This is a genomic window from Dokdonella sp., from assembly GCF_039926425.1.
Taxonomy (GTDB): domain Bacteria; phylum Pseudomonadota; class Gammaproteobacteria; order Xanthomonadales; family Rhodanobacteraceae; genus Dokdonella_A.
Genome location: NZ_JBDSWZ010000077.1, coordinates 1 through 11,819 on the forward strand (window position 1 = coordinate 1; position 11,819 = coordinate 11,819).

Sequence of the window (11,819 nt, forward strand, 5' to 3'; positions counted from 1 at the left end):
TGCGCGGTCTGTGCGAGGTCTTCGTTTGCCGGTCGTGCGCGAAACGCGGAGTCGCGCGCAATGACGCGTAGCCCGTCGACGCGCGCCAGCACGCTGATCAACTCTTCGCCGAGTCCTTCGGCGAAGCTCGCGTCGTCCGGCACATTCCCGATCACGTGGAGCGGGAGCACGAGCAGCGCGTTGGACGTCCGCAACACCGATGTGTTGCCGGTCGATGTTGCGCTCGAGTCCACAGCACCGGTGTCAACGTGCACGCGCCGATTCACCATCTGCCACGCGACGATGGCGAGGACGACGACGAACGCACCTGTTCCAAGCCACAGACCGACGCGGCCGCCAGCGCCGATGGGCTGGGCGACATGTTCAATGGGCGGCGATGCGCTGCGTCGAACCGTCTGCTCGTCGACAACTCCTGCTATCGAAGGTGCCTCCACGTCGTCGACGGCAAGCGCGGCAGCCGTCGGCCTGTCGTGCACGGCGCGCACCTCGGCGACGAAGCGGTATCCACGTCCAGGCTCGGTCACGATGTAGCGGTCGGGCGAACCGGCAGCACCGAGCGCGCGTCGCAGGGTCGAGATCTTCTGGTTGAGGTTGTTCTCCTCCACCACCCGCCCCGGCCACAGCGCGCTCATCAGGGCGTCCTTGCCGAGCACCTCGCCCGCGTGCTCGACCAGAACCAGCAGCGTATCGAACGCTTTGGACGTGAGCACAACCGGGGTGTCGTCCGCGCGCAGCAGCTGGCGACTGCGCAGGTCCAGCCGAAACGGGCCGAACAGGTAAGCGATGGGCCGCACGCGGTCGGCGGCTGCGCCGGATTCAGAAGAAATCATGATTTTTCATCGACGTTCCAACGACTTCCGTGCCGCAGACGCCGAGTCTCCGAAACCGTGAAGCGACCCGGATTCAACCCGTTGACCGGACCCGCGGCACGGACACCCACCGTCTGACCCCTCAAGGAGTACCCCATGATCATGTCCATCGGTTCCGTCGCAAGCGTACTCGCTTTGGCAATCCTCACCGCCTCTGTCGCACCAGCCCAGGCGGCAACGCCCGAGCCGATCGACTGCCATCGGATGCGGCTGCCGAGCATGCGCGACGTCGGCGAGCGCCTCGACATTCACAATTTTTCCGAAACCTACGCCGCACGCACGCGTCTGGTGCTGGAGGTGCAACGGCAATGCATGCACGGCGCGCGCTTCGTGCAGTGGATGTCCCATCGCGACCCTGCTCCCCCGCAAGCACGCACGTTCGCAGGAAAATGATGGCCAGCAGGCATGCCTTGGTTTTGCCTGCGGCCCGCGACGGAGTTCGTGCCGGGACGTGGGTGCCTCGATCTGACGTGGCACCTCCAGGGCATGGCACGCGAAGTCGCGCTGCAGTTCACGGCGGCCTATGGTGGCCGACGGACTGTTTCGCTGGATTGCCGGCGCGCGGATCCGCCTTGACGATCAGCGCACACAACCCTGCGAGGAGTCATGCCAACAGGATCGACGCAAGTGGTCGGCGCAGCATCCATTCCCCTGGCAGCCCCCGCCGAACAGTGACGAAAGACCAGCCATGCCAGCTCTTTGACACACTCAGCCAAATGTCCACTTTGTGGACCACGACCCGATGGTGCGATTCAGCGGGCGACCGCACAATCGGCTTGCCGCTCGACTCCGCGAATCCACCCGCCCCGACCCGTAGCCGTCCTACCGACCTCGAAGACTTCGCAGATGCCTAGAGCTGCGACTCGATCGGCCGCACAAGCACCTCGCCGATCTTCTGGTGCCACGGTCGTCGCTTCCAGTCGTCCAGCGTGAAACGTGTGGTGTCTTCGAGATCGGCTTCCATCACCTGCGTCATCGCGTTCGCAAACGCGGTTGAATAGATATTGAGACTCGCCTCGTCGTTGAGGTTGAACGAGCGCATGTCGAAATTGGTAGAGCCGACGGAAACGAGCAAGCCATCGATGATCAGCATCTTGTTGTGCATCATTGTTTTTTCGTATTCGTGAATCTCCACCCCCGCGGCCAGCAGGTCGCCCCACGTCCGTCGCGAAGCCATCCGCACCAGTCGTGAATCGATGTGCTTGTCCGGCACCAGCAAACGAATGCGGGCGCCGCGTTTCCGTGCATCGATCAGTGCCTTCACCATCAGAGCGTCGGGAATAAAATAAGCCGCCTGCAGATCAATCGACTTCCGGGCGGCAGCGATGGCGAGGAGGTACATCAGATGCATCGACGCGTTGCCGCCGCCCGGCGAGCTGACAAAGAGATGCATGCGCTTGTCGCCGACCGCAGGCAGTGCGGGGAAGTACAGGTCGGTGTTCAAGACCCGACCGGTCGTCTTGATCCAGTTGTCCATGAAACCCGATTGCATCTGCGCCACCACCGGCCCTTCGACCCTGAAATGGATGTCCCGCCAGTGCTCAGGGTCCTCGGCATGCCCCTGCCATTGATCGGCGATGCCGACGCCACCGGTGAATGCAATGCGACCGTCGACGACGAGCAACTTCCGGTGCGTCCGGTTGTTCAATCGCGCAATGGAGTACCAGCGGATCGGATGGTATTTCTCGACCTCGGCCCCTGCGTCGACCAGCTCGTCGAGCAAGGAGCCGTCCATTTTTGCCGATCCGGCCCAGTCGAGCATGATGTGCACCGGAACGCCGGCCCGAGCGCGCTCCTTCAGTGCGTCCGCAAACTGCTTGCCGATTTCGCCGGACCAGTAGATGTAGGTTTCAAACGTGATGCTCCGGGAGGCTTCCCGAATGGCCTTCAACATCGACGGAAAGATTTCATCGCCGTTTTGAAGCGCCGTGATCGCATTGCCATCGAGCACATCCGGCCCGAGCATCGCGTCCATCTCGCGCGCGAACTGCGGATCGTCGATCGCATGACAATGCTTCACCGCATGGCGCACCGATTTCTCGGGCCGGTGAAAATTCATCAGGATCACGACGGCAAACGCCGTGATGACGACCGTATACGCGACGACCATCCACATGGTTCAACTTCCTTCTGATCGGGAATGCGTCGAACGAATGTTCCGTTCGTCGGGCAGAAAAGCGAGTCGCCGCCCGGACGCGACACCGGGCGATTCTAATGGGTTGGCGCGTGATGTACCTGCGGCGGCGCTGGATCCGTCGCCCGACGGCGCCGTCGTCACAGGGGGTTCACAGGATGGAAAAGCGATTGGGACTTGCGCTTCCGTTTCGTCGCTTTTCCGCTTGATCGATCGAGTGAACTTGCACGATCACGCGCAGCCGTTTGGATGCGCTCAACGATTCCCGTCACCCGACTGCGCATCGCGATCCGCATCGTCCGGTGAAGTGGCCAGTTCCACGAACAGCTCGCGCAGCCAGACGTTTCCATTGTCGGCATGCGCACGCGCGTGCCAGGCCATCGCGAGCCGGAACGGCGGAACTTCGATGGGCGCCGGCAGAATGTCCAGAATGGCGCGGTAACGCATCAGCAAACGCCTCGGCAGCGTCGCGACACAATCGGAATGGCTGAGCACCAGAGCGACCTGGTTGTAGCTGGGAACAGTGATTGCGACATCGCGCTTACGTGCGATTGCGCTCAACAGCTCGTCGATGTGGCTATGGAATTCTCCACGCTGCGACACGAGCACGTGAGACAAGGCGCAATACTCATCCAGCGTCGCCGCGCGGTTGCCACGCGGATGCCCCTTGCGCTGCGCCATCAGGAACGAGTCGCTCATCAGGAAGCGGGACTTCAGCGTGTCGGGCACCTTTCCGGTGTCGCCGAGGAACAGGTCGATCTCGCCGCGCTCCATGCGCTCCCTCAATTCCTGGTCGGATGAGCTGACGAAACTGACGCGCAAACCACGGTTGCCGAAACCCAGGATGCGGCCGAGCGCGGGGACGCCGAGGATAGTGAAGACGCTGTCGTTTGCCGCGATCACGAAGGTGCGTTGCGCGGTGACCGGATCGAACACCCCGCTCGGCAGGACGGCGCCCTGCAATTGGCGCAGCGCGTCGCCGAGCTTGGTCTTCAGTTCCTGCGCGCGGTGCGTGGCGACCATGCCGCGACCGCTCTCGGCCGGCACCAGCAGCGGGTCGTTGAAGATGTCACGCAACTTCGCCAGCTGGCCCGACAACGCGGACTGGCTGATGTTGAGCCGGCGCGCGGCCCGTGTGACGTTCAACTCTTCGAGCAGCGCGTCGAGCGAGATGAGCAATGGCAACTCGGAACGTCTGATATCCACCCGATCGATACCTCGTATCACCCATTCAAACTCACACCCGGCACGTCACCCGATCTATCGTCGCATCTCTTCCAGTGACAGATGAGGCACACGATGAACCCGACCTATTTTCACACGACCCCGAGCGCCAAGTTCGCGCCAATGTTCCTGCGGTTCACCGGCGTCGCCGCCGCGTGTCTGTTGGCGCTGGCGCTCAATGGCCTGAATCCGACCCGCGCATACGCCGCCGAGCCGTCCACGGAACACGCGAGTGCAGTGTCCGCGCCCGGCGCAAAGCAAAGTGCGTTCTACCGTTTTCGCGTCGGCAACGTCGACGTGGTCGCGCTGTCCGATGGCACGGTACCGCAGGATCTCCACGCGCTCCTCAAGGGCGCCTCGGTGACCGAGATCGATTCGATGCTCCGTCGCGCCTTCATGGCAAATCCGGTCGAGGCATCGATCAACGCGTACCTGATCGACACCGGTACGCAACGAATCCTCGTCGATACAGGCGGCGGCGCTTTTTTCGGCGCGGGCGCGGGTGGCAAGCTGGTTGACAGCCTGCGCGGTGCCGGTTATCGCCCCGAGCAGATCAACGACGTGTTGTTGACCCACGTGCACACCGACCACAGCGGTGGCCTCGTCGATGCAGCCGGGCGCATGGTTTTTTCCAATGCGACGATCCATGTCGGGCAACCGGACATCGACTTTTTCCTGGCTCCCGCGAATCAGGCCGGTGTGGACGGTTACGACAAAAGCTATTTCGAGCAGGCCACGAAAAGCCTGACACCGTACGTGAAGGCCGGAAAGGTCCGCGGCTTCAAGAGTGCCGGCGAAGTCGCGCCCGGCGTCAGCGCCCTGCCGACACCCGGACACACGCCGGGTCATGCGTTCTACGTCCTTCGCAGCAACGGACAGACGCTGGAGTTCATCGGCGACATCCTGCATGTGCAATCGATCCAGATGGCGCATCCCGAGGTCACCATCACGTACGACGTCGACCAGCCAGCGGCCGGGTCGCAACGCAACCGGCAGTTCACGCGGCTGGCTGACGAACGCGACATGGTGGCGGGAGCCCACCTCCCCTTTCCGGGCATTGGGCATCTTCGCAAGGAGAATGCCGGCTTCACCTACGTGCCGACGGATTATCGCAACCGGGACGCCCAGCCCTAAGGCATCGCCCGAACACGTCAGTCTGTCGTGATTTCCGCGAACGCGGGAATTCATCTGGCCGATGATTTTCGCGCAGGAGATCCCACTGGATTCCCGCGTTCGCGGGAATGACGACCAGTGCAGGAGTTCCCTGGCGCTTCCGGCGGCGAGACGGTGGAGATTCACTTCCCGCGAACGCGAGTGAATCGCGCCGACGCGATCCTCGACAACGTTCGCCATGAAACGGGATGATGCCGGGCCAGTGCGGAACGGAGACTCATCAGGAGGACGTGCGTGGAAACCACTCGATGACCGAGGTTGTCGCATCGCTGGCCCTCTTTTTCGTCGGCGCGGGCGTAGGCTGGTGGCTACGGCGGCGACGAAGCGGTGTCCTGCATTGCGTCGTTGCCGGTGCGGCAGTGCTCGGCGCGCCCCTGCTGCTGATCGTGGTCTCGAATGTGCTCGGGAGCGACACACTGGGCTGGATCGGCGGCCTGTCGTTGGTGGTGATGGTCCTGATTGCACCGTTGCTCGCAGTCGGGGCAATTGGCGGTTGGCTATTTGCAGGTCATCAACGCGAGCTCGACCCGTCCACCGGTGTAGACGAAGCCGCCCTCCACATTCCACTTGAGCAGCCCAGTGTGCCGGCCGATGGTCGTACGAGCACGTCATGCGCTCCCGCCGCAGCGAGTCGCTGGAGCGCGCAACGCAGTTTGCTGGTCGCAATGGCTGGCGTGGCTTCCGCGTTCTGGGTGGTGATCGCCCTTGGATTCCGCGTGAATCATCAGCGCGTTCCGGCCGAACTCGCTGCAGGCTTTGCACCAGCACTCCTCATTCTCGTGACCGCAATCGCTCTTGGCTTGCGCCGAGCGCGGCAAAGCCGCGGCCCGCTGACACCTGCACCACGCGCGTTCAGACGTCTTCATCGTCCGACATCCACGGCAATGGCCGAGTACACCGCATGGCGCGCTGCAATGGCCATCGACCCGCGCAGACAGCGCTACGCTGCAATGCTGGACGCAGGCGACGTGTTCTGGACGCCCGACAGGGTCGAGTACGACCTCGACCCTCGGGCCACCACTTGTTGTGCGCATCTCGCGCCGGTTGAACGCGCAATGCGTCAAAGCGGCGTGTGCGTGAAACTTGACTCGATCGGAAGCGTCAGAGCAGAGTGCCGTGTCGACGCCGCGGTGCTCTCCCAGAGTTTTTCGCTGCCCGATTTCGTCGTCTATGAAGAACCGCATGCGTACGACCGTTCGATGGAAGACCCGCCAAGCGCCGTGTTGTCGTGCAAAGCCTGCGGCTCGCGCGCCTGGGTCGTGCATCCGGCGGAGTCCGCATCAGATACACCGGTTTTTCCTGCGGTGTAAGTCATCGGCGAGAGAGCGCCCGATGCGTTTTGGCGAATCGGACGATTCCGGGAACGGGAATCAGGTTTACGCAGCGCTCGCGATCCGCATACCTGACACCGCTTGTCGAACCCGATGCACGAAGATGGAGTGAGCAGTCATGAGCAACCGCTTCATGAGGTGGGCCAACGAATGGATCGAGGAAAACATCCCTCCCGGCGCCAATCCCGACGTGGAGAGCTACGACGCGAAGGCAAAGCGGCTAACCGAAAAACTGTTTGCAGAAGCGGCAGCAGCCGGCTTCACATCCATCGAGACCGGGGAAGAGAGGGAAGGCCTCGAGCCCCGTATCCTCGCCGCCGCGTCGGACAGCACCGAGTTTTCCATCGATGCCTATCACCTCAAATCGCAACTCGCGCGCGAGAATGAAGATGGCGACTGAGTCTGGGATCAAGAACGTTTTGTTGTGACGTCGGACGTTTGACATGAGCGGCGGTGCGAGCGGACGACGCAGTCCAGGGCACCTCCATCGTTGTCCTGTGTTTTTCAGGTGGGATGGGGTCGTGTACCTTCTGCCCGGTTATCGAACCTGAGTCCGTCGTCACCGCCATGGAAGAACGCGATACCCGTCATACCGCCTACCTGCTCTTCACGCTCGTGCTCAGTGTTGTCGGCCTTGCTGTGATCGGTGCAAGCGTCGCGCTGCCGATGGGTCCGGACACGCGGCGGATCCTCGACTATGCCGACGATGTCATTTGCGGGATCTTCTTCCTCGACTTCCTCGTCACGTTGAGGCGCGCACCGAATCGATGGCAGTACTTCATCCGCTGGGGCTGGATCGACCTGATCTCCAGCATTCCGACGATCGATGCGTTCCGCGCCGGCCGCGCCGCGCGGATCTTCCGGCTCTTGCGTGTACTGCGCGCGATGCGGTCGGCGAAAGTCATTGCCTCCTTCATCCTGCAGCGCCGCGCGCATGGCGCGATGCTGGCCGCAACGCTGATGGCTCTGCTGCTCATCGTCCTCGCGAGCATCGGTATCCTCCACTTCGAGGACGTACCCAACGCCAACATTAAGACCGCCGAAGATGCGCTCTGGTGGACGATGACGACCATTACCACCGTCGGCTACGGAGATCGTTACCCGGTGACATCCGAAGGCCGCGTCCTTGCCGCAGGTCTGATGGTTGCGGGCGTGGGTCTCGCAGGGATCTACACGGGTTATGTCGCAGCGTGGTTCCTTCGGCCCTTGGACGGCGCGAGCGAAACTCCGGAAACCCGCATCGAAACCACTGCCAAGGCACTCGTCGCAATGGACGTCGAAGAACTGAAATCGCTGGCAGAGCGGATGGATCGACTTCGTGATCTGCCGCACAGATAGCAAGCAGACCGTCGGAGTCGCACGACGGTTAGCGTGAATCCAGTCAACCCCCATCAGGTCACACTGGCCTCGAGTGTCCGTACAGCCGTTTCTCTTCCGCGAAAGGCGTGGCTCACGGCGCGCGAGGACTTCAGCAAGATGGAAACACGAACGTGATCCCGGTTTTTGTTTCCTCGCCTGGCATTGACCGGCGTACGCATGAGGACCTCCACGCAAGGCGCATGACATGACTGCTTGGGGAAGGTGAACCTGATGCCTTGCGTTGCTGATGGACTTGCAGCCAGCCCCACACGCCCTTAGTATCTACTATGTAGACACTCCCGGAATCAAGTCATGCAGACCGTCGTCAAAAAATGGGGTAACAGTGCTGCCGTGCGCATTCCGGGCTCGATTATGGAAACGCTGCGTCTACGGCTGGACGAACCGGTGGATGTGCGTGCCGAAGACGGTCGGATCATTATCGCGCCCTTGGCGCCGCGCGCTTACAAACTTGCGCAACTCGTCGATGCCATCACGGTGGAAAATCTTCACGATCCCGTGGACTTCGGAGCGGTCGGCCAGGAAGCGCTTTGATGGTGCGTCGATACGTTCCGGACGCGGGCGATATCGTGTGGTTGCAATTCGATCCGCAGGCAGGACATGAGCACGCCGGACACCGGCCTGCGCTGGTGCTGAGTCCGTCGTCGTACAACGACAAGACCGGTCTGATGGTGTGCTGCCCCATGACAACTCGCATCAAGGGTTACCCGTTTGAGGTGCAGATTGCCGGCAAGCGCAATGGCGCGGCGCTGGCCGATCAGGTGAAAAGCCTGGATTGGGTTGTGCGCCGCGCGGTTCGCAAAGGCAAAGCCTCTCCCGCGGAACTTTCCGAAGTACGCGCCAAAGCCATCGCGCTGATCGGTGAACCCTGAAAAATCGGTGCTGGAAACAAAGCGCGTTTGCTTCCAGAAAAACCGGAAGTGAATCTTCTCCCGTTTTTCTTTTGTTTTTGGAAGCGCCAACCGAATCCCGTTCCTCTACGAGCCGTGAAGCGATACCCTGAATCGGCTGCACACGCACTTCATGCTTTCCTGAAGTCAAAGCAATCCGGTTGTTGAAGATGGAAGGAACAGGAAGCCAGTGAAGACATTCGGCATCGCGATGACAAACGCATCGTCGGTATGCGGCCTCTGCATGCTCGCAGCGACATGGGTTGCGAGCGCTTCGGCTTCGCAGACCGACATTCCCGCGCCTGCGGGCAGCGGCGCATTCGGACGTGCCGTTGTCGTGTTAGCCAGCGGAAACATCGTCGTCACCGATCCGGAATTCGGAGCGGGAGCCACGCCCAACATCGGCGCCGTCTACTTGTTCGATCGCACGGGTTTGCTCATATCGGTGTTGACGGGCAGTCATGCAAACGACCACGTCGGGAGCGATGGAGTCACCGTTCTGGCGAACGGACATTTCGTGGCGAGCAGTTCGCGGTGGTTGAACTCGACAGGCTGACGTGGGTCAATGGTGTGACCGGACTGTCCACTGTCGTTTCATCGGAAAATTCATTCATTGGAAACAACCCTGGGCAGGCGATCGGCTCCACGAGCCTCCATCAAGGGATCACCGCGCTTCCCAATGGCAACTACGTGATCAACAGCAATTTCTCGGATGGTGATTCGGCACTCGCTGCCGGCGCCGTGACCTGGGGCAGTGGCACCACGGGTGTGACCGGCGCCGTCTCGCCATCCAACTCGCTGGTGGGAAGCACCAACTTTGATCGCGTGGGCGTGGACGGAATCACGGTGCTTGCAAACGGCAACTACGTCGTGGCGAGTGGCAGCTGGAACAACGGCGGTGTCCAGCGCGTTGGCGCTGTCACCCTCGGCAATGGGAGCACAGGCACAACGGGTGTCGTTTCGCCGGCCAACTCGCTGATCGGAAGTACGACCGACGATCGCGTGGGCTGGCATGACGCGGGCTCGGTGACGCCGCTTGCCAACGGCAACTTTGTCGTCGCAGACCGGGCGTGGAACAACGGGCCTCTCCAGGCAGCCGGAGCCGCAACGTGGGTGAACGGCACCACCGGCATTGCCGGACCGGTGTCGGCGCTCAACTCGCTCGTCGGCAGTTCCGCGGGCGACAACGTCGGATATCCGGGAATCACGGCACTGTCGAACGGCAACTACGTCGTCGCAAGTTCAGAGTGGAAAAATGGTCAGGTGGTTGCCGCTGGCGCGGCCACGTGGGCGAACGGAACGACCGGGTTGGCCGGAGCAATCTCCGTGGGCAACTCGCTGGTCGGCACCACCACGTTCGACAGTATTGGGAGCGACGGCGTCGTCGCATTGGCCAACGGCCACTACGTCGTCGCGAGCGCTTCATGGAACAACGGCAACATGGCAAGCGGCGCGGGCGCCGTCACATGGGCGGACGGCGACAGCGGGTTGGTCGGGCCGGTCACGCAAACCAATTCGCTGGTGGGGCATTCCGGTGACCGGGTGGGTCAGTCCGGCGTCACTGCGCTCGCCAACGGCAACTACGTTGTCGCAAGCGCTCTCTGGAGCAACGGCAGCGTCAACGGTGTGGGTGCCGTCACCTGGGGACCTGGCGCGACCGGCATCTCCGGCTTCGTCTCGTCGGCAAATTCGCTGACCGGATCCCATTCCTCCGATTCCGTCGGCGGCGAAGGCGTCGTTGCGCTGGTCAACGGAAACTACGTGGTCGTCAGCACCAACTGGAGCAATGGTTCGGTCGCCCACGTGGGCGCCGTCACCTGGGCGGTCGGGTCGGCACCGTTCGCAGCGGAAGTCTCGCCCTCCAACTCGCTGACCGGCTCTGCCGACGGAGACGCGGTCGGTGCACGCGGCGTGACGGCGCTGGGCGATGGCAGCTACGTCGTTGCGAGCTCGTTCTGGACAAACGGCGACATCGCGAGGGCCGGCGCTGTCACAAGGGGCAGTAGCGCCGGAGGAATTCATGGCTTCATCTCCACCGCGAATTCACTGGTGGGCAGCAGCGTGAACGACACCATCGGCACCGGCGAATTCCTCCGACGGTATATCCGCCCGCTCGCCAATGGTCACTATGTGGTCTACAGCCCCGACTGGAACAACGGCGACATTTCCGCAGCAGGCGCGGTGACGCTGAGCGCGGTTGCTGGTGGCATCACGGGTCCAATCACGCCGTCCAACAGCGTCATCGGGTCGGCCTCCCGCAACGGAGTGTCGTTCTCGATTGCCGAAGATCCTGCACACGACCGCGTGATCGTCGGTGAGGGACTCGCCAATCGCGTGACGATCCTTCAGTCCGATGGGGATGTGGTGTTTGCCAACGGATTCGAATCGACTGAATGAGTGTCGGGGCAATCGTTGACGGAACACGATGAAGATCAGTTTGAGAGATCGGTGTTGGATGCATGGATTGTTTTCAAGACGTGAACCCGACTCTTGATCGCGCGACCAGTTCGATCCCCTGTAACGTTGGCAGCGGCGAGAGAAGCGGCCTGCTTGCGCGACGGGAACAGATCTCGCGGGGTGCATGGTTTCGACAGATCAGGGGATATCGGGTGCGTAGTGTCCTGGCGTGGATGTCGGCGTCGACCGTGGCGTTGGCTGGATGTGCGAAGTCGGTGCAAGGCGTCGATCAGGCGGGCAGAACCGCGCTGGCAATTGATGCAGCGGGCTGCCCCAACCTGAGCGGAATCTACGCATTCTCTGTCCCTGATGAAAAGGGCGTGTCCTATAAAAACTCGATGCTGGAGCAACTGGCGATCGATCA

Annotated in this window: 13 protein-coding genes; 10 read left to right on the plus strand and 3 right to left on the minus strand. The window is 62.1% G+C overall.

Features of this window, described 5'->3' with window-relative positions:
- Window positions 1–830, minus strand: an 830-nt coding sequence (locus ABIV12_RS04735) for a winged helix-turn-helix domain-containing protein (RefSeq protein WP_348056764.1), incomplete at its 3' end; no start/stop codon positions are given.
- 135 nt (window positions 831–965) lie between these two features.
- On the opposite strand from ABIV12_RS04735, the gene ABIV12_RS04740 reads away from it, so the two are divergent.
- On the plus strand, window positions 966–1,262 hold the full coding sequence (locus tag ABIV12_RS04740; RefSeq protein ID WP_348056766.1) for a hypothetical protein: 297 nt from the start codon (window positions 966–968) through the stop codon (window positions 1,260–1,262).
- Between the two features lie 457 nt (window positions 1,263–1,719).
- Here ABIV12_RS04740 and cls read toward each other — a convergent pair whose 3' ends face one another.
- Both cls and ABIV12_RS04750 read right to left on the minus strand, forming a co-directional pair.
- Window positions 1,720–2,985 carry a cardiolipin synthase gene (cls, locus tag ABIV12_RS04745; protein ID WP_348056767.1) on the minus strand — a complete coding sequence of 422 codons (1,266 nt, stop codon included), beginning with the start codon at window positions 2,983–2,985 and terminating at the stop codon, window positions 1,720–1,722.
- A gap of 273 nt (window positions 2,986–3,258) precedes the next feature.
- Window positions 3,259–4,209 carry a LysR family transcriptional regulator gene (locus tag ABIV12_RS04750; protein ID WP_348056769.1) on the minus strand — a complete coding sequence of 317 codons (951 nt, stop codon included), beginning with the start codon at window positions 4,207–4,209 and terminating at the stop codon, window positions 3,259–3,261.
- A 93-nt stretch (window positions 4,210–4,302) separates the two neighbouring features.
- Here ABIV12_RS04750 and ABIV12_RS04755 point away from each other — a divergent pair, with 93 nt between their 5' ends.
- The 9 genes from ABIV12_RS04755 to ABIV12_RS04795 form a co-directional block, all read left to right on the plus strand.
- Window positions 4,303–5,361, plus strand: a complete 1,059-nt coding sequence (locus ABIV12_RS04755) for an MBL fold metallo-hydrolase (protein WP_348056771.1) — start codon at window positions 4,303–4,305, stop codon at window positions 5,359–5,361.
- Window positions 5,362–5,648: 287 nt separating this feature from the next.
- On the plus strand, window positions 5,649–6,710 hold the full coding sequence (locus tag ABIV12_RS04760) for a hypothetical protein (protein WP_348056773.1): 1,062 nt from the start codon (window positions 5,649–5,651) through the stop codon (window positions 6,708–6,710).
- A gap of 139 nt (window positions 6,711–6,849) precedes the next feature.
- A complete protein-coding gene (locus tag ABIV12_RS04765) occupies window positions 6,850–7,131 on the plus strand; it encodes a DUF768 domain-containing protein (protein ID WP_348056775.1) in 282 nt (93 codons plus the stop codon).
- A 167-nt stretch (window positions 7,132–7,298) separates the two neighbouring features.
- Entirely contained in the window at window positions 7,299–8,069 is a 771-nt protein-coding gene (locus tag ABIV12_RS04770) for an ion transporter (protein ID WP_348056776.1), read from the plus strand.
- Between the two features lie 333 nt (window positions 8,070–8,402).
- Window positions 8,403–8,642 carry an AbrB/MazE/SpoVT family DNA-binding domain-containing protein gene (locus ABIV12_RS04775; RefSeq protein ID WP_348056778.1) on the plus strand — a complete coding sequence of 80 codons (240 nt, stop codon included), beginning with the start codon at window positions 8,403–8,405 and terminating at the stop codon, window positions 8,640–8,642.
- The gene (gene mazF / locus ABIV12_RS04780) at window positions 8,642–8,980 is read left to right on the plus strand and encodes an endoribonuclease MazF (protein ID WP_348056780.1); all 339 of its coding nucleotides are present in this window, start codon (window positions 8,642–8,644) and stop codon (window positions 8,978–8,980) included. Before ABIV12_RS04775 ends, mazF begins: the two co-directional genes overlap by 1 nt.
- Before the next feature lie 208 nt (window positions 8,981–9,188).
- Entirely contained in the window at window positions 9,189–9,554 is a 366-nt protein-coding gene (locus ABIV12_RS04785; protein ID WP_348056782.1) for a hypothetical protein, read from the plus strand.
- The gene (locus ABIV12_RS04790; protein ID WP_348056784.1) at window positions 9,533–11,395 is read left to right on the plus strand and encodes a hypothetical protein; all 1,863 of its coding nucleotides are present in this window, start codon (window positions 9,533–9,535) and stop codon (window positions 11,393–11,395) included. Before ABIV12_RS04785 ends, ABIV12_RS04790 begins: the two co-directional genes overlap by 22 nt.
- 233 nt (window positions 11,396–11,628) lie before the next feature.
- On the plus strand, window positions 11,629–11,819 hold a 191-nt coding region (locus tag ABIV12_RS04795; protein WP_348056786.1), incomplete at its 3' end, for a hypothetical protein.

What these genes read in the sequence shown, in the direction of transcription:
- ABIV12_RS04770 (WP_348056776.1), top strand. Translation starts at nt 7,299, where the DNA reads ATGGAAGAACGCGATACCCGTCATACCGCCTACCTGCTCTTCACGCTC.
- ABIV12_RS04740 (WP_348056766.1), top strand. Translation starts at nt 966, where the DNA reads ATGATCATGTCCATCGGTTCCGTCGCAAGCGTACTCGCTTTGGCAATC.
- ABIV12_RS04755 (WP_348056771.1), top strand. Translation starts at nt 4,303, where the DNA reads ATGAACCCGACCTATTTTCACACGACCCCGAGCGCCAAGTTCGCGCCA.
- ABIV12_RS04760 (WP_348056773.1), top strand. Translation starts at nt 5,649, where the DNA reads ATGACCGAGGTTGTCGCATCGCTGGCCCTCTTTTTCGTCGGCGCGGGC.
- mazF (WP_348056780.1), top strand. Translation starts at nt 8,642, where the DNA reads ATGGTGCGTCGATACGTTCCGGACGCGGGCGATATCGTGTGGTTGCAA.
- cls (WP_348056767.1), bottom strand. Translation starts at nt 2,985, where the DNA reads ATGTGGATGGTCGTCGCGTATACGGTCGTCATCACGGCGTTTGCCGTC.
- ABIV12_RS04765 (WP_348056775.1), top strand. Translation starts at nt 6,850, where the DNA reads ATGAGCAACCGCTTCATGAGGTGGGCCAACGAATGGATCGAGGAAAAC.
- ABIV12_RS04775 (WP_348056778.1), top strand. Translation starts at nt 8,403, where the DNA reads ATGCAGACCGTCGTCAAAAAATGGGGTAACAGTGCTGCCGTGCGCATT.